This window comes from Paenibacillus sp. MMO-177 (assembly GCF_037147795.1).
Taxonomy (GTDB): Bacteria; Bacillota; Bacilli; order Paenibacillales; family Paenibacillaceae; genus Pristimantibacillus.
Genome location: NZ_JBBCUR010000005.1, coordinates 393474 through 411592, shown reverse-complemented (window position 1 = coordinate 411592; position 18119 = coordinate 393474). Strand labels below are relative to the sequence as shown.

The 18119-nt window shown below is 51.6% G+C and carries 16 protein-coding genes; 11 read left to right on the top strand and 5 right to left on the bottom strand.

Annotation, left to right across the window (positions count from 1 at the left end; genetic code table 11):
- Positions 1–136 precede the first annotated feature (136 nt).
- The 4 genes from WFK81_RS20010 (at position 137) to WFK81_RS19995 (ending at position 4649) form a co-directional block, all read left to right on the top strand.
- Entirely contained in the window at positions 137–1927 is a 1791-nt protein-coding gene (locus WFK81_RS20010; protein ID WP_336788141.1) for an L-fucose isomerase, read from the top strand.
- 74 nt (positions 1928–2001) lie between these two features.
- Entirely contained in the window at positions 2002–2661 is a 660-nt protein-coding gene (locus WFK81_RS20005; protein ID WP_336788140.1) for a class II aldolase/adducin family protein, read from the top strand.
- 42 nt (positions 2662–2703) lie between these two features.
- Entirely contained in the window at positions 2704–4191 is a 1488-nt protein-coding gene (locus tag WFK81_RS20000; RefSeq protein ID WP_336788139.1) for a rhamnulokinase, read from the top strand.
- A 29-nt stretch (positions 4192–4220) separates the two neighbouring features.
- A complete protein-coding gene (locus tag WFK81_RS19995) occupies positions 4221–4649 on the top strand; it encodes an RbsD/FucU family protein (RefSeq protein WP_336788138.1) in 429 nt (142 codons plus the stop codon).
- Positions 4650–5325: 676 nt separating this feature from the next.
- Here the strand turns inward: WFK81_RS19995 and WFK81_RS19990 are convergent.
- Together WFK81_RS19990 and WFK81_RS19985 are read right to left on the bottom strand one after the other, a co-directional pair.
- Positions 5326–6951, bottom strand: coding sequence for a glycosyl hydrolase (locus WFK81_RS19990; protein ID WP_336788137.1), 1626 nt, complete (start codon positions 6949–6951; stop codon positions 5326–5328).
- A gap of 219 nt (positions 6952–7170) precedes the next feature.
- Positions 7171–7383, bottom strand: coding sequence for a hypothetical protein (locus WFK81_RS19985; RefSeq protein ID WP_336788136.1), 213 nt, complete (start codon positions 7381–7383; stop codon positions 7171–7173).
- A 160-nt stretch (positions 7384–7543) separates the two neighbouring features.
- Here WFK81_RS19985 and WFK81_RS19980 point away from each other — a divergent pair, with 160 nt between their 5' ends.
- Positions 7544–8746: a TolB family protein gene (locus tag WFK81_RS19980; protein ID WP_336788135.1), complete on the top strand. Its 1203-nt coding sequence runs from the start codon at positions 7544–7546 to the stop codon at positions 8744–8746.
- A gap of 72 nt (positions 8747–8818) precedes the next feature.
- Here WFK81_RS19980 and WFK81_RS19975 read toward each other — a convergent pair whose 3' ends face one another.
- A complete protein-coding gene (locus WFK81_RS19975) occupies positions 8819–9115 on the bottom strand; it encodes a CD3324 family protein (RefSeq protein ID WP_015842974.1) in 297 nt (98 codons plus the stop codon).
- A 419-nt stretch (positions 9116–9534) separates the two neighbouring features.
- Between WFK81_RS19975 and WFK81_RS19970 the strand changes: the two genes are divergently transcribed.
- From WFK81_RS19970 to WFK81_RS19945, 6 genes are all read left to right on the top strand, one after another.
- Positions 9535–10215, top strand: a complete 681-nt coding sequence (locus WFK81_RS19970; protein WP_336788134.1) for a FadR/GntR family transcriptional regulator — start codon at positions 9535–9537, stop codon at positions 10213–10215.
- 100 nt (positions 10216–10315) lie between these two features.
- Positions 10316–11641 carry an ABC transporter substrate-binding protein gene (locus WFK81_RS19965; protein ID WP_336788133.1) on the top strand — a complete coding sequence of 442 codons (1326 nt, stop codon included), beginning with the start codon at positions 10316–10318 and terminating at the stop codon, positions 11639–11641.
- Between the two features lie 68 nt (positions 11642–11709).
- Positions 11710–12591 carry a carbohydrate ABC transporter permease gene (locus tag WFK81_RS19960; RefSeq protein WP_336788132.1) on the top strand — a complete coding sequence of 294 codons (882 nt, stop codon included), beginning with the start codon at positions 11710–11712 and terminating at the stop codon, positions 12589–12591.
- Positions 12592–13419, top strand: a complete 828-nt coding sequence (locus WFK81_RS19955; protein ID WP_336788131.1) for a carbohydrate ABC transporter permease — start codon at positions 12592–12594, stop codon at positions 13417–13419.
- A 34-nt stretch (positions 13420–13453) separates the two neighbouring features.
- Positions 13454–14629, top strand: coding sequence for a trans-sulfuration enzyme family protein (locus WFK81_RS19950; protein WP_336788130.1), 1176 nt, complete (start codon positions 13454–13456; stop codon positions 14627–14629).
- Positions 14630–14900: 271 nt separating this feature from the next.
- Complete coding sequence (locus tag WFK81_RS19945) at positions 14901–15302, top strand: acyl-CoA thioesterase (protein WP_336788129.1); 402 nt, start codon at positions 14901–14903, stop codon at positions 15300–15302.
- On the opposite strand, the gene WFK81_RS19940 is transcribed toward WFK81_RS19945, so the two are convergent.
- Positions 15293–16519, bottom strand: a complete 1227-nt coding sequence (locus WFK81_RS19940; protein ID WP_336788128.1) for an aspartate aminotransferase family protein — start codon at positions 16517–16519, stop codon at positions 15293–15295. The genes WFK81_RS19945 and WFK81_RS19940 overlap by 10 nt on opposite strands.
- A gap of 162 nt (positions 16520–16681) precedes the next feature.
- Positions 16682–18025, bottom strand: a complete 1344-nt coding sequence (locus WFK81_RS19935) for a TrkH family potassium uptake protein (RefSeq protein ID WP_336788127.1) — start codon at positions 18023–18025, stop codon at positions 16682–16684.
- Between the last annotated feature and the right edge of the window lie 94 nt (positions 18026–18119).

Below are 18119 nucleotides of genomic sequence, written 5' to 3'. Positions count from 1 at the left end.
AAATTAGAGTTATCGGTAACATTTTATTTGCTAGTTTCGTTATTATTCATTCATTGGTTTATGCTTTCGAGGTAAGAATCATCACGAACAGCCTTAACGGCTGTTTGTGTGACAATTCTTTTTAGGAGGGGTATTTATGACGGACATCGCTTATCGCTTTCAGAATGGTTTTCCGAAGATCGGGATTCGGCCGACGATAGACGGACGCCGCAAGGGAGTTCGCGAATCGCTTGAGGTTCAAACGATGAATATGGCCAGATCGGTCGCGAATCTGATCGCCGAGAATTTGCGTTACCCGAACGGTGAACCGGTACAATGCGTCATTGCGGATACCACAATCGGCGGGGTGGCGGAAGCGGCGGCATGCGCGGACAAATTCGCCCGCGAAAATGTTGGGGTATCGATAACGGTTACGCCATGCTGGTGTTACGGTACGGAAACGATGGATATGAACGCATCCATCCCGAATGCGGTATGGGGCTTTAACGGAACGGAGCGTCCGGGTGCGGTTTATTTGGCTGCCGTTCTGGCTGGATACGCGCAAAAAGGCATTCCGGCATTCGGTATTTACGGCGAGGAAGTTCAGGAAGCATCCGATACTTCCATTCCGGATGATGTGCGAGGCAAGCTGCTTTCCTTTGCCAGAGCAGGTCTTGCGGTAGCTTATATGCGCGGCAAATCGTATTTGTCGATGGGCTCGGTCTCGATGGGTATCGCGGGTTCGATTGTAAGCGATTCCTTTTTCCAGGAGTATCTCGGCATGCGGACGGAATACATCGATATGTCCGAGTTTGTGCGCCGATTCGAGGAGGAGATTTACGATACGGACGAATTCGAGCGGGCGCTTGCTTGGGTGAAGGAGAACTGCGCGGAAGGTCCGGATAACAATCCCGAGGCGATTCAAACCTCCCGCGAGAAGAAGGATCAGGACTGGGAGACCGTTGTGAAAATGACGATGATTGCCCGCGACCTGATGATCGGCAACCCGCGCCTTGCCGAGCTGGGCTTCGGTGAAGAAGCGATGGGTCATAACGCGATTGTGTCCGGCTTCCAAGGGCAACGCCAGTGGACGGACCATTTCCCGAACGGCGACTTTATGGAAGCGATACTGAACTCCTCCTTTGACTGGAACGGCATCCGCCCTCCGTTTATCGTAGCAACGGAGAATGACAGCCTGAACGGCGTCGTTATGTTGTTTGGCTATCTGCTGACGAATACGCCGCAAATTTTTGCCGATGTGCGCACTTACTGGAGCCCAGCTTCGGTAGAGCGGGTAACGGGGCATAAGCTTGAAGGCCATGCGGCTAACGGCATTTTGCATTTGCTTAACTCGGGGTCGGCAACGCTCGACGGAACAGGCGAGCAGCAGCTGGACGGCCAGCCGGCCATGAAGCCGTTCTGGGATATTACGGAAGAAGAGGCGGCGGCTTGCCTTGCGGCTACTTCGTGGAGACCGGCGGGCGTCGAATATTTCCGAGGCGGCGGCTTCTCCTCCGACTTCCTGTCGCGCGGCGGCATGCCGATGACGATGTCCCGTATTAATTTCGTAAAAGGCGTGGGACCGGTTCTGCAAATTGCCGAAGGCTACTCCGTTGAGCTGCCAAGCGAGGTGCATGATAAGCTCGACAAGCGGACGGACCCAACCTGGCCAACCACCTGGTTCGCTCCGAATCTGACAGGCAAAGGCGCCTTCACTTCCGTTTACGACGTCATGGACAACTGGGGAGCGAACCACGGCTCGATCAGCTTCGGCCATATCGGCGCAGAGCTGATTACGCTAGCTTCGATGCTGCGTATTCCGGTCAACATGCATAACGTTCCGGAAGAGAATATTTTCCGGCCGCGGGCATGGGGGTTGTTCGGCACTAACGACAAAGAGGCGGCGGACTACCGTGCCTGCTCGAACTTCGGGCCATTGTATAAGTAAGGACCATGCTTTCGAAGTGAGAATTACCTAATATGTCCATTGGCGGTCCAAAAATATGGAAATTCTTTTGGGGGATGAAAGGATTGGATATTCGGCAGGAGCTTTGCAAATACGCAAGAAAGACGGTTGCGAATAAGCTGGTCGTTGGACCGGGCGGCAATATTAGCGCAAAGCATGAAGGGAAAATGTATCTGTCGCCAAGCGGCTTTGCCCTTGACGAGATTGAGCCGGGGCAATGGGTAGCCGTTGATATCGAGACGGGTGCGGTAGAGGATAACGGGCTCCGTCCGTCCTCCGAGGTTCTGATGCACTTGTATGCTTACCGTGCGAATCCGGCGATTGGGGCTATCGTTCATACCCATCCGCCATACTGTATTGCTTTTACGCTGGTGGAAGAGGAGCTTCCGATCATGTTCCCGGATCAGGCCGCGCTTGTGGGCAAGACCGTCTACATTCCTTACGTGCTGCCTACCACGGAAAAGCTGGCCGATGCCCTTGTTCCTAAAGTAAAGGAAGCAAGCAGCATTTTGCTGGGCAATCATGGCCTGGTTACAACCGGACGCAACCTGCGCGAAGCGTATTACCGTACGGAGGTTGTGGAAGAGAGCGCGAAGATCTTCCTGATCGCCAGCCAGGTGAAGGAACCAAAGGTGCTGACGAAGGAAGAATTCGAGGAGATCGCGTCGCTTGAGAGCGAAGCATACCGGATCAAGCTGCTGCAGAAGCAGCAATAACTTGAGGACAGCGGCTGCCGCTGCAAGGAGGAATTCAGGCATATGGAACAAGCAACCACCGTATTGGCGTTTGATCTTGGAGCAAGCAGCGGCAGGGCGCTGATTGGCAGGCTGACGGGCTCCGCTCTAGCGGAACGCAGGCTGGAAGTAGAGGAGATACACCGTTTTCCGAATGTTGCGGTTCAGGTCGGCCGTCATCTGCACTGGGATATTCTAAGGCTGCTGCAGGAGATGAAGCATGCGCTGCGCAAGGCGTTCCAGCTTGGGTATAAGCCGGCGACGTTTGGCGTGGATACATGGGGCGTCGACTTTGGCCTTCTGGATGCGAATGGCGAGCTGCTCGGCAATCCCTATCATTACCGGGATCCGCATACGGAAGGGCTGATTGAGGAGATTGAAGGCAGATTCGGCAGAGAGGAGCTGTTCCGGCAAGGCGGTCTGCAGTTTATGCCGTTTAATACGGTCTATCAGCTGTATGCCATGAAGAAGGCGGCTTCTCCCAAGCTGGAGGCGGCGAGAACGCTGCTGCTGACGCCTGATCTGCTCGTCTATTTGCTTACGGGGAAACGGGTTTGCGAGTTTTCGATGGCGACAACCACGCAGCTTCTTCATCCTGAGACCCGGCAGTGGAACACGTCTCTGATGGAGCAGCTGGGAATTCCGGAAGAGGTATTCCTTGAGCCTGTTTATCCGGGAACACGGATTGGACCTTTGTCAGAGGAGGTTTGCGAGGAGCTGGCAATTCCGGCTGTTGAAGCGGTTGCCGTTGCCACGCATGATACCGAATCGGCCGTCGCAGCCATTCCGGCAGCGGGTGAACCGTTCGTCTACCTGGTATGCGGGACTTGGTCGCTGGTAGGGACGGAGCTTGATCAGCCGTTGTTAACCGAAGAGGCGATGGAGCTTGAGTTCTCGAACGAGGGCGGAGTTGGCGGCAAATACCAGCTGCTGAAAAACATCATGGGGCTGTGGATTTTACAGGAGTGCAGGCGGGAGTGGGAGGAAGAAGGAAAGAATTATTCTTTTGCCGAGCTGGCCGTTCTGGCTGAGCAGCAGGAGGCTTTCCGTTATCTCATTAATCCGGATGACCTGCGGTTCTTCGGACCTTCCAACATGACGGAGAAGGTAAAAGGCTATTGCCGCGAGACGGGGCAGCCTGTTCCGGAATCGGAGACGGAGGTTGCAAGGTGCATTATGGACAGCCTTGCTCTTAAGTACCGGAATGTGCTTGAGCAGATTGAGAAGCTGACTGGCAAGCAATATGGCGGCATGCATATGGTTGGCGGCGGCATTCAGAACAAGCTGCTGTGCCGTCTGACGGCCAATGCGATCGGCCGTCCGGTATGGGCAGGACCGGTGGAAGCAAGCGCGGTTGGCAACATGCTGGCACAGTTTATGGCGCTTGGAGAATGCGCGAATCTGGAGGAGGCGCGGCAATTGTCGGCGGCATCCTTCCCGGTTGAAATCTACATGCCAGCGGATAGGGATGTATGGAATGAGGCTTATGAACGATTCAAGCAGCTTTTGTAGGCTGATCTATATGGGGAGGACCACAAGCGATGTTGAATGGTATTCCGAAGATTCTTTCACCCGAATTGCTGAAGATATTGATGGAAATGGGGCATAGCGACGAGATTGTGCTGGCTGACGGCAATTTCCCCGCAGTAAGCCATGCCCAGCGTCTTGTCCGCTGCGACGGACATGGCGTGCCCGAGCTGCTTGATGCGATTATGCAGCTGTTCCCTCTTGACCAATATGTCGAGAAGCCGGCTGCTCTCATGCAGGTAGTTCCCGGCGATCCGGCTGAAACGCCAATCTGGGGAGAGTACAAGGCTATTATTTCGCAGCACAGCGGCCTGGAAGAGCCGTTCGAGGAAGTGGAGCGGTTCGCCTTCTATGAGCGCGCCAAGAAGGCCTACGCTATCGTCGCAACCGGCGAAAGCGCCATCTACGCCAACCTGATTTTGAAAAAAGGCGTTATTAAATAGTCTGTAATGGAGGAAGCTGCCCGCGAGGGCAGCTTTTTTCGTTAGCGCTGGCTTAGCACAGGCATAATGCTCGGAAACGGTTAATATTAAGGAGCTTAACATTGCACGGCATCGTTAAGGTGCACACAATGAGTAAAATAGACGGGCTTAACGATGCCGCGCATCGTAAAGGGGTCGTTCATTCGGGGAAAAAGCCCGGATTTAGCTGATTTTGAGGAGCTTAAGGCTGTGCAGCATCGTTAAGGTGACCATAGCCAGTAAAATGATCAGGATTAACGATGCGGTACATCGTTAAGAGGATAACACGGAAAAACCGTGTTACAGAGTGGCGGCTGGGCCAACGCATGGTGGGAGCAGGTCAATAAGAAGGAAAAACCGAGTTACAGAGTGGCGGCCGGGCCAACGCATGGTAGCGCAGGTCAATAAGACGGAAAAACCGAGTTACAGAGTGGCGGCCGGGCCAACGCATGGTGAGAGCAGGTCAATAAGACGGAAAAACCGTGTTACAGAGTAGCTGGTGGGCCAACGCATGGTGAGAGCAGGTCAATAAGACGAAAAAACCGTGTTACAAAGTGGCGGGTGGGCCAACGTGCGAGGTCGGGAGTGTCCAATTGAAGGGGGCTCGATCGCAAACGCAAAAAAGGCCGTGCCGGTTACCCCGCACGGCCAACAAGCCCTAAGTCGTTTTAAACGTATACGATTTGCGGGAGGCTTCGCGGTTCTTGGAATCAAATACAACAACCTCGATTTTGTGGCTGCCGGCTTTCAGCTTGTCCGGCTGGATCGGGAAGGTGTAAGGATACTGCTGGCGCGTCAGCACAACGGCGCCGTCCAGCTTAATGACAACCTTGCCGATATAAGGATCGTACGTTTTTACCCATACGATGCCGGTAGCAGGCTTACCGATCGTGCCTTGGTTCGCAAACTTGCTTACGGTTTTCGTATAACTGCCGGAGCCCGATACAACCTTCGACAAGTAGTAAGGATCTTGAATCATTTTGCCATACGAAGCGAGCAAGGCCGGACTTTCCGTCAGGCTGAAGTTGTTCAGGCTGCGCTCCGCGCTGTAGGAATCCGTCAACGTATTCAGACTGAACCAGTTAATCGATTTTACTCGCGGATATTTCAGCTTTGCGCCATGATAAAGCATATTCATCTTCGTAATGGCAAAATTGACGGCAGATGTATTGCCCGCCTTGCTGAAATGCGTCGCGCCAAATTCGCTGATCATTATCGGCTTGCGCGAAGCATACAGCTTGTACGTATAATCTACGGAGTCAAGCGGATTCACCTGATCGGCAGGCTCATTGACGTTGCCGTTGAAATATTTGACGCTGTAGATGCTGAGGCCAACCCAGTCAACCCAATCGTCGCCGGGATAATAAGCCGCGATTTTTTGCTTCGGATTCGCCGCCGGCGACCAGACCATCGCCACATTAGGCGCCTCTTCCTTCATGACCTTCGAGACAAGCCGGAACTTCTCGATGTACAGCGACGGATTGCCGTTCCATTTCACCCAGCTGCCGTTCATCTCGGACGCGAACCGGAGGAAGATCGGAACGCCTGCCGCTTTTGCATCCCGCGCGAATTTGCGTAAATACGCATCGTCCTTCACCGCGCTTAACCCGTCATCCGGCTGCAGCGCAATCTGAATCGCACCGCCGGCTTCTTTTACGGTCTCTGCCCAATGATAAGGGAAAGGGCTGCCGTATTTATGGTAGTTGAAAAATACGGCATGCTGTTTGCCGGCCAGCTTGTTAAAGGCATCGAACTTGCCGTCTTTTTGCTTCTCCACGCCGCTGTCCTTCTCCACGTACGCACCTATATACATGCCCGACGCCGGTTCGAACTTCGCTAAATGGCTGCTCCCGGATGCGGGGGGAGCGGCATCTTTCTCGAGATAAAGATCAATTTCCGTATTCAAAGCGTCAGCTTTGGCAAGTACGGCAAAATACGTGTTCAAGTCTCCGGATTTTTCGCCAATCGCTTTGTGGATTTTGGCTTCCCGGTAATACGTATCGGCCGCCTTCTGGAACTGGTTGTCCAGCGTATAAGCCTCTGCCAGCTTCCGTAAGTAGCCGGCCTGCTCCGACTGGGCTACGGCGAGCTCGAATTCCTTGATTGCGAGCTTGATCTTGCCTTGATTCATATAAGCAACACCATTGGTGTAATGCTTCCAGTGGTGAACCGTATCTGCCGCATGTACCGTTTGTGCGAGCGGCTGTACCGTCAAGGCCAGAATAAACGCCATCGCAAGGATGAAGCGCAATCCCCTCCAGCCTTTCTTCCGAGCGGTTGTCATTGTCATGCCCTCCTTATTTGTCCTATAGCTTGTTGTATGCCTGGAATAGGCATTTCTTTCTACAGTTATCGGTTTCGCCTCTGTACGGGTGAATAGTTGTCCGAAATAGACGGCTTTAGTCCTATTAACTTCTTATACACATAGGCCAGGGAACTTGAAACGGAAGAAATCAAAAGCCAATTCCTCCATCTAAAGCAACCTTTATCCGGAAAATAATGTCTAAATCATAAAGGGATAAAGGGAGGCATAACGTATGAAGCTTGCCGCCATAACTATGGCAATCTTAATGGCCCCATTATTTTTGACGGGCTGCAATTCGAATCCAAACTCAAATCCTGCCACCTCAACAAAACCGCCGGCAACGGCAGAAGCCACAGCTTCCAGCATTCCGCCAGCATCGTCCGTGTCATCCGCTAGCGAAGGTTTAAGCATAGAACTAGTTAAACATGATAAAGGGTTCTCCTTTCCCTTACAGTTTTCGGAAGGAGTTAACGGTTTTGTCGCACAAACATTCCCAGTCCCGAATGATCCAAATCTAGTTGCCCATCTCGTAAAACGAAAAGTCCATGACCCGGAGGGGATTAGATACCGGTTGGACGTCGTTGCCGTTAAACCCAAGGAGCAAACCTGCAGCTTTTATCCGGTAGCCGATATTGTCGTAAAGGATGATTACTCCATCGATTCCATTACCGGGGCTTACGGATTTACCAAGCAGGATCAGCTTGTTCTTGTCCGGCCCAAGAAGCGGGATAACGGGCAGGAGGGCATCCAGTACGATGTGGCCGCGCTTGATTTACATACCGGGCGGATGAAGACAATAGCAGCGAATGCGGTGCCGGATGTGTCGCCGTCTTTTTATGCGAGAGGATGGATGAACAAGTCCGGACAGCTGTATTTGAACAGCTATTCCGACGGTCGTCTTTGGTCGGTGGATGTTCATTCCGGCGAGGTTCAAACGATGGGAGAACAGTTCAAAAATGAATGGCCGCTCTATCTGCTGTATGCCTCGCCGGACGGTCATTTGTTCTGGCATGAAGAAACCGACAACTTCCGTCTGTATGATCGCAATGGCAAGGAGCTCAAGGTTATTCCGCCGACGCTTGGTTATCATTCTTATCCGGCATTCGAATGGAGCCCGGACAGCCGGTTTGCGGCATTGGCCTTTACGCTGAGCGACAGTCATGACAATATACTAGGCGGGGAAGACGCCTACATTATTGCGCCTGAAGCCGTAGCTTTTTACGATGAGAAAGGGGACTTGACGTGGGATGTGCAGGCAAAGCCGAAGGAAGGTCTGACTCATGTAGATTGGAACGGCTGGCTGGCTAATGGGGATGAAGGCGTGTTGTCCTGGTACCGGCTCGATCGCTCTAAAGAAGGTGCTCCCCGCAAGGCAGATTTGAGCTACGCTTTGGCCAATGTGACTACGGGCAAAATAACAGAGCTGGCGCAAGCGGCGAAGCTGGAGGATTTGAAGAAGCCTATGCCGGTTGTTGGAAGCCGGATGACTTCCGTGCTATTTATTGACCGCGAAGAAGGACTGTATTGGATGCCGGAAAAAGCGGCGCAGGCAGATTCGTCTCTCGGCTATAAACTTCTTTCCAAACCATCGGATGCTCAGCTTATATGGTCGGCCTACGACTATGGCTCAGAGCAAGCGACGATTACCCGCTATAACCCGGTCAATCATGCAACATCTATTACGGTATTTAACGAGCCGCTCGGAGATGAGCTTCAGTTAATCGACGATACGCTTATTGTTGATAACAAAATGAACTATAGATGGATTCATTAGAATAGGCGAATAGCCTGCCCTCGAATTACCGGTGGCAGGCTATCTTTATGGTCATGCTATATAAGTACCGCATCAGCTTCCGCTGCCTATGCGGGCATTCTGTTGTTGTTTGCATATGATTTTCCGTAAGCTGTCCCCGGACAAAAAATAAACCCGCTCAAGGTCAGCGATTGACCGCCCTTTGCAATATTCCGCGTAGATTTCACCATTGCGATCGTTGATCCGCGCTTTGGTGCCGCTCAGCTGTCCCCAGCCGGCACGCTCTTCGCTTTGTTTCGGAATGTAAAGCAATTCGCCATCAATATATTGCTGGATTTGCCTAAGCAGAGTCGGGGGAAGCACATCTTTTCCGTTTTTGTAACGCCCCATCGAGGCCCTCCTTCGATATTTGGTTCCATTGGCTTTCGTTGGCTTGTTTTGCGTTAAACATGGCTAACCCTCCTCCTTTCATATTTTGCGATGCAATTATATTCAAATTATGATGGGGGAACCGGGTAGGTTCCCCCTATATGGGACATTCGCTTACGCGAATGCCACCTCCTGGATCTGAATCATTTCGTTCAGCCTCCTTTCCGTTCATTTCGTCGGCCCGACATCTATATTAACGCATAGAAAGGCGCTATCCCGCAAGGGCAAAAACGGTTAAATTTGTATTTTGCCATAATCAAATTTAAAAAACGTTCTGGCTCATTCGTCGTCTCAGCCGGCTGCAACGCGAGTCTAGTTGACATTCTTAAAATATTTAAATAATATTCACCTATCTGACAGGTGTAAAGGAAGGATGAACGATGATTCGCAAAATTAAAAAGCAGCACACGCATGAGCTCGTATCGGAAGAGATCATCAGATATATCGCCGACAAGGAACTAGTGGAGGGGGACAAGCTTCCGTCCGTTGACGAGCTTGTCCGGATGTTTGGGGTAGGCCGGTCTTCTTTGCGCGAAGCGCTGCGATATTTGGAAGCCATGGAAATCGTAAAGGTCATTAACGGCAAAGGCATATACGTAAACGATGCCGGTTCTTACCGGTACAGCGGAAAAGTGAAAATAGACGACGAAAAATCGTTTTTGCTCGATATCCTGGACGTTAGAAGGGCGCTGGAGGGCAAAGCCGTCGAATTGGCCGCGAAACGGATAACGGACCGCAAAATCGAGGAGATGAGGGCATGCCTCGCGGAATACGACGAACGAAAACAAAAAGGTCTGGATACGTCGGCCATCGATTACGAATTTCATCAGCATATTTACGACGCGGCAGCCAATCCGCTGCTTCACAGCGTGTACGATTCCATATCGGAGCTGATTAAGAAGTTCTTTTCGGGTCCGTTTGGGGTGAAAGAGCTTTTCGATAATACGTACCCGTTCCACCGGACCTTATTTGACGGCATCGCAAACCACGATTGGAAGCACGCGCTTCAGGAATTTAACAAAATGATGGATATTATCGAAGAGACCATACGGGAATATTGACAGAAAATTTAGATATTGACAACTTGTAAAAGCCTCACTTATATTAAACCTATCAGACAGGTATACAGTATGATACTCACTCATTTTAAGGGGGATTCCAATGCAACAAATGTCTTGGAAGAAATCACTGTTATCCGTATCTATGATTGGTTTGGCACTTAGTTTGACCGTAACGGCTTGCAGCTCGTCCGGATCCAAGAATAGTAACGGGGGAGGAGACAAGGTTGTTACGCTGCGCATGATCGAAAGCTTAACCAGCCCTAACCGCACGGCCATCATTCAAGAAGGCATAAAGGCATTTATGGATCAGAATCCGAACATCAAGGTCGAATTGATTTCGCCGCCGTTCGATCAGGCGGACAACAAAATCAGAACGATGCTTAACGCGAAGCAAGAGCTTGACGTGCTTGAGGTACGCGACCTCAACGTGGCCGAATTCGTGAACAACGGCTACGTGGAACCTCTGAACGAATATACGAAAAATTGGGATGACTTCAAGACCGTCACCTCCGTCGCCCAGTCCGTCGCTACCGTTGGCGACAAGCTGTATTTTATCCCAAACGGATTGTATCAGCGGCAGCTGTTTTATCGGGCGGATTGGTTGAAGGAAGCGGGCATCTCGGTTCCGGCTACATACCAGGAGCTAGTGGAAGCTTCTATTAAACTCACCGATCCTTCCAAAAACCGCTTTGGCTTCTCGTTCCGCGGAGGATCCGGCGCCAATGCGGTTCCGGATACGATGATTCAGGCATACGATTCGGAGAAAATCAATATCGATGACGCGATGTTCCTGAAGGACGGCGGCACGATCTATTCTTCTCCCGAAGCAAAGGAAGCGGTTGAACAATACGTGAAGCTCTATAAAGAAGGCTCTCCGCCGGACTCCATTAACTGGGGCTTCCAGGAGCAAGTGCAGGCGTTTACGTCCGGCGTAACGGCATTCCTGTTGCAGGATCCGGACGTTATACAGACGTTGACGGGCAGCATGGAGGAAGGCACATGGGCAACCGCTCCGATGCCGAAGGGCCCGAACGGCAAAGCGCTCATTTCCGCGGGCGGCGCGGGTTGGGGCATTACCTCTTACTCGAAAAACAAGGAAGCAGCCTGGAAGCTGATCAGCTTCTTGTCCTCGCCGGAACAGAATACGAAGCTTTCGAAGAACCACGGTACGGTGCCTATTCATTCTTCCGCCACGGAGGACGCTTTTTTCCAAAGCGGACCTTACAAGACGCTGCTCGATATGACGAATCAGCCGGATACTTTCGTTAACTTCAAGCCGCCTTTCCAATATCCCGCGAACGGACAATGGGGCACGGTAGCCATGGAATCCGGTCAGAGCATGCTGCTGGGACAGACGAGCGTGGAAGATACGCTGAAGAAATGGGACGATTACTGGGTGAAAGCAAAAGCGGAAATGAAAAAATAACCTTAAATACGCGGTGGGCGGCATGAGAACCGCCCGCCGCATTTTACTAGCGGGGAAGGTGAGATGGCATGAGCAAGCAAAGAAGGTACATATTACTCAGTTTGCTTCCTGCATTGGCATTGCTGCTGGTGTTTACGTTCTATCCTTTTTTGCAAGGGGTAGTCATGGCGTTTCAAAATTACGTGCTGTTTGATTTGACGAACGTTCAGTTCATTGGCTTGCAAAACTTCGAAACCGCGTTTCGGGACGCGAAGTTTCTTTCGGCGCTTGAGAACAGCGGGTATTGGGTGTTTTTCTCGCTTGCGCTGCAGTTTCTCATTGGTTTGTCGCTTGCCCTTACGCTGCGAAAGAAATTCAGGGGAAGAGGGATCTACCAAGGCTTTGTTTTTTATTCCTGGGCCTTGTCCGGTTTTCTGATCGGCCTGATCTGGAAGTGGATGTTCAACTCGCAAATTGGCGTCATTAACGATCTGTTAATGCGAACGGGCCTTATTGATACGCGAATCGGTTTCCTCTCCGATCCGAAATGGGCCATGACCTCCGTCATTATAGCGAACGTCTGGTACGGCATCGCTTTTTTTGCGATTATGCTGCTGGCCGCGCTGCAATCCGTGCCTTCGGATCTGTACGAAGCGGCGGAAATGGACGGAGCCGGAGGGCTGCGCAAGTTTTTTAACGTGACGTTTCCTTATATCCTGCCGACGGTAATCGCAACGACATTGCTCCGTGCCATCTGGATCTTCAACGATCCGTCCATCATCTACGGCCTTACGAATGGCGGGCCTGCCGGTACGACCCATATTCTCTCTTCGCTTATGCTAGATAAGATTATCTATGGCGGGGATTACGGGATGGCATCGGCGATTGGCGTTATTATGATCATCATTCTTATGCTGTACACCGTGTTTTATTTGTTCGCTACAAGATCGGAAAAGGCAGGTGACTTCTAGATGAAGCAACGCGCGTTGACGGGCCTGAAGACGCTTTATCTTGCCGTCTTTTTTCTGATTATGGTTTTCCCGCTGTATTGGATCGTGATCACCTCGCTGAAGCCTCGCAAGGAGATTTTTTCGCTGCCGATTCGGTATTGGCCGGAGAAGTTTACATTCGAAAACTACGCCAACATTTTTAAAGTATCGAAGTTCCATGTCTATATCGGAAACAGTCTGCTTATTTCGGTGATTGCAGCCCTTATTGTCATCTGTATTGCAACGTTAAGCGGCTATGTGATGGCCCGGTTCCAGTTCCGGGGGCATAAGCAAATCATGATGGCCTTTTTCTTGACCCAAATGCTGCCCGGATTTATTTCGCTCGCGCCGCTCTATCTGCTGATGGCAGACATGAACCTGATCAATAACCGATTTTCTTTGGTTCTTGCCTACACGGTAATGCTCATTCCTTTTTCCACGATTATGCTTCGGGGGTTCTTTCAACGCATTCCGAGCAGTCTGGAGGAAGCGGCAATGATTGACGGCTGCTCCCGATTGACGGCATTGATCCGGGTCATTATTCCGGTCATGCTGCCGGGGATCGCGTCCACCTTTATTTTTGCATTCGTGCAAAATTGGAACGAGCTGTTTATGGCGGTCATGTTTATTGACGACGAAAATTTGAAAACCTTGCCCGTGGCGATGAATTCCTTCGTTATGAAATTCGACGTGGATTGGGGCTCCATGTCCGCCGGAACCGTGTTGTCCATTATTCCGACCGTCGTTTTGTTCGCGTTCGCTCAGCGGTATATCGTGGAAGGGCTGACGCAAGGCGCCGAGAAGGGTTAGCGGCGGAATGACACAAGCAAAGGAATGAATGCGTATGGAGAGAAGACAAATGGATGAAGGGCTGCACACCAAAGTCGCGCATGACGAGGTGGATACGAAGCATTACGGCGCGGTAACGATTCCGATTTATCAAAATAGCCTGTTCGCGTTCGAAAACCATAAATCGTTCGATCATGCCATGCAGGACGTATTGGCCGCCACCGTCTATTCCCGGGGCAATAACCCGACGGTGCAATATTTGGAAAGTAAAATCGCCGAGCTGGAAGCGGCGGAGCAAGCTCGTTGCTTCGCATCGGGGATGGCAGCCATAGCGGGCTCCTTGCACGCCCTATTGCGATCGGGCGACCATGTCATCTGCGTCAATCAAGCATACGGGCCGACAAGACAGTTTCTGGACGAATTGTCCGAACGGTACCGGGTCGAAGTTACCTACGTCGACGGCTGTCTCTTATCCGACTTCGAAGACGCTTTGCGGCCAAACACGCGTCTGATCTATTTGGAGAGCCCGACATCCGGATTGTTCCAGCTTCAGGATCTGGAGGGAGTCGCGGCGCTTGCGAAACGGGCGGGCGTTCTTACGATGATTGACGGCAGCTGGGCGACGCCATGCTTCCAGCGACCGCTGGCTTGGGGAATCGATCTTGTGCTCCACTCGATGACCAAGTATTTCTCCGGCCATAGCGATTGCTTGGGTGGCGTTGTGGCAGGACGCGCGGAGCTCATCGGCGAAATTGCAAACAAAGGATATATGCTGTTTGGGGGCGTTATGACGCCGCATACGGCTTCCCTCATGATACGGGGGCTGCGAACGCTGCCGCTCAGGATGGAAAGACATCAACGCAGCGGCTTGATTCTCGCGGAATACATGGAGAAGCATCGGCTCGTGAACCGGGTGAATCATCCCGGCTTGCCTTCGCATCCGCAGCACGCTCTTGCATGCAAGCAATTGGACGGATACGGCAGTCTATTTTCTTTCGAGACGCAGTTATCGGTAGAAATGCTGAAGAAATGGGCGGATGCCTTGCGTTACTTTCGGATTGGCGTTAGCTGGGGCGGCTTCGAAAGTCTGGTCACGGTTGGGCAAACGCCGGCAAACCGCAATTTGGAAGGGAATAACCCTTCGGTAGCCCGATTGTACATCGGTCTGGAGGATCCGCAAACGCTGATCGGGGATATCGAGCAGGCTTGGCGGCAGGTCGTCGGAACATAACGTCAATTCATTAAATGGATATGCAGGGTAGCTAATGTGGGGCCAACCAGCTCACCGTACGTTGGATTTACTCCAGTGAAATCAGGTTGTACGAAATCCAATGTAACTCTACCTCTACTGGGAATGGAGTCATACAGGTGGCTTTATCACTCAACAAAAAGGGCTGTTCCGATGTCACTAATGACTTTGGACAGCCTTTTTTTGGCTTGAGCAAGGGCATATGTTATTTTAGTAAGTAGTCACTTTACTATATTGAAGGAGAATGGATGAAATGAAAACGTCGCTGCCCATCATTGTTCGCTCAACGGAAATCGATGTCAACGGTCATGTGAACAACGCCAAATACCTGGAATATTTCGAATGGGGCCGCGAGGAATGGTACGAGCAATGCGCGCTTTCTTATGAAACCTTCGCCAGCATGAATATACAAACGGTTACCGTGAACATCAACGTGAATTATAAAAAAGAGTGCAGGCAAGGCGACAAATTAACGGTCACCTGCCAGCCTGAACGAATTGGTAATTCCAGCTACGTTCTGAAACAGGAGATTAAGGACGAGCGCGGCGAAGTGCGTGCCGATGCCTTGGTTACGAGCGTAACGATGGATCATTCAACCCGCAAAAGCCGCGTGGTCCCGGATGAGCTGAGAAAGTTTTTTTCCACTCAGGAATAAACGGCCTCATTTTTCAGACCGCAGGTTTCTAGTACGCCGGTCAGAATCTCAATCATCTTCTCTGCATCCTCGGTAGTTACGATAAGCGGCGGCATTAAGCGGATCGAGCGCGCATTTGGCGCGTTAACAAGCAGACCGTTGCTCATGCACTGCTCGGCAAGGGCTGGGGCAGCTCCCTCGGGCACGTCAAAAGCAAGCAGCAGCCCTTTGCCGCGAACCTGACTAACCGCGTAATTCTTAGCCAGCCCGGTCAGCTTCTCTTGAATAAAAGCCCCCTGTTTAGCCGCATTGTCCGCCAATCCCCGCTGCAGAATTTCGCTCACCACCGCATGGCCGGCCGCCATGCCAAGCGGCGCCGCGCTGTAAGTACCGCCTTGATCGCCGGGCTCAAACAGATCGTACTTCCCGGTGGTCAGCATCGCCGAGAGCGGAAATCCTCCGGCAATCCCTTTTGCTAACGTCATAACATCCGGCTTCACGCCATAATGCTCATAGGCAAACAGCTTGCCGGTTCTTCCGAGTCCGGTCTGCACCTCGTCGAAAATCAACATGATGTTGTAAATATCGCAGGCTTTGCGCAGGGCCTGCAAATACGGAGCCTCTACCGAGTGGACGCCGCTTTCGCCTTGCACAAGCTCAAGCATAATCGCGCAGGTTTTATCGCTGATCGCGGCAAAGCAGGCGTCGAAATCATTAATCGGCACATGCTTGAAGCCCGGGACCTTGGGCTCGAATAAAGATTCAAACGCCGGTTTGCCGGTTGCGGACATCGTGGCGAGCGTTCTGCCGTGGAAGCTGTTCGTCAACGTAATAATCTCGTAAGCGCCGTTCAGATGAAGGGCGCCATGCTTCCGGGCAAGCTTAATGGCGCTTTCGTTCGCCTCGGCGCCGCTGCTTGCGAAGAAGACTTTGTCAAAGCCCGAAATCTCCGTCAGGAGGCTCGCGAACTCAATCATGGGCTTGTTGTAGAAACCCGGACTTGCATGCACGAGCTGACCGCTTTGGTAAGCCAGCGCCTCCTGCAATACGGCTGGGGAGTGGCCAAGACTGGTCACGGCCCATCCCCCAATAAAGTCCAGATAGGCCTTGTCTTCGGTATCCCACAAATACATACCTTCACCGCGGGTCATGATTACTTCAGGACGATTTGCCGTATATAGGAGCGATTGCTTGGCGGATGCGAGCAAGCTGTCGGTTGTTTTCGTTAACGATTCCATGAATGATCGAACCTCCGTCTCTAACATGATGTGAATTAATATACAGTATAATGCATATTAATTCAATATCCGAATAAGCCATTCACGAAAAGAATATTTTTCCTGCCCTCAGGAATGGGAAAAGGCCATCCCGCATAAGCGAGGATGGCCTCAAGCTATCTTTTATCCAATCGTAATTTTACCTTCCGGATGCCGGTAGAGCTCTTTCGACTGATTCGGAACTAGAGTATAAGCAAGGGTGAGCGGCCCCATCCTTCCGATAAACATCACGATGATAATTAAAATTTTGCCGATCTCGGTCAAATGCGGGGTTAAACCCATCGATAAGCCCGTTGTTCCGAAGGCGGAGGTGACCTCGAACATAACCGTCAGGAAATCCGTCTCTTCCGTGGCAGATAGAATCATCGTGAACAAAACGATAGTAGCAACGGAAACAGCCGTTATCGTCAGGGCTTTATGGACCCGGTCTTTTGCCAATCGGCGCTTGAAGAAGACGACATCTTCTTTCCCGCGGATCATGGCCATAACGGCTCCGATCAGAATGGCGAAGGTCGTGACCTTAATGCCGCCGCCCGCGGATCCCGGGGAGGCTCCGATAAACATCAGAATAATAAGCAGGAATTGGCTCGCATTCCGCATATCGGCGATATTCAGCGTGTTCGCGCCGCCGGAGCGCGGCGAGATCGACTGGAACAAGGAGCTGTACACCTTGCCCGCAAAGCTAAGCGGCTCCAGCGTATTCGTATATTCGAATATAAAGAGGAGAACCGCTCCTCCAAGGAACAAGAGGCCGGACGTATACAGCACTACCTTGGAGTGGAGCGAGAGCTTGCGTATTTTCGGAAAGTCAATCACCTCGGCCAGGACGATAAAACCGATTCCGCCAAGAAAAATAAGCAGCATGAGCACCGCATTAATGACCGGATCGTCTACATGATTGGTAAAACTGTTAAAAGGACCATGAATCGGTCCCATGATATCGAGGCCGGCATTCGTAAACATCGACACGCTGTGGAAGACGCCGTAATACAAGGCCTTATCGAACGGCATCATGGCCGACCAGCGCAAGGTCAGGAGCAGGGCGCCGGCAAATTCGATCGTAAAGGCGTAGATCAGAACGCGGCGGATAAAACGGACAATCCCCTCCAGCGAGGTATGGCTCATCGATTCCTGCAGCCACAGCCGTTCCCGGAGCGAAATCCGTTTGCGGAAGGCGAGGGCGAATAAGGTAGCCATCGTCATAAAGCCAAGTCCGCCGACCTGCATCAGTATCAGGATCACGAGTTCGCCGAAGGCGGAAAAATGCGTCCCGGTATCGACGACAACAAGTCCGGTTACGCAGGCCGCCGTTGTGGCGGTGAAAAAGGCGTCAATAAAGGACGTATGCATGCCGTCTTCCGAAGCGTAGGGCAGCGAAAGCAGGATAGAGCCGATCAGAATAATAACAATAAAGCCTCCGGTCAGAATTTGGGGCGGACTGATTTTGGTAAGTATCGATATCTTCAAAGCCGTGTATCACCTTTCATGGAGCCTAGGACTTATCGAAAATTCTAAGTTCCTAACGTTATCTGGTATAATTAGTATAAAGCAAACCGTACAG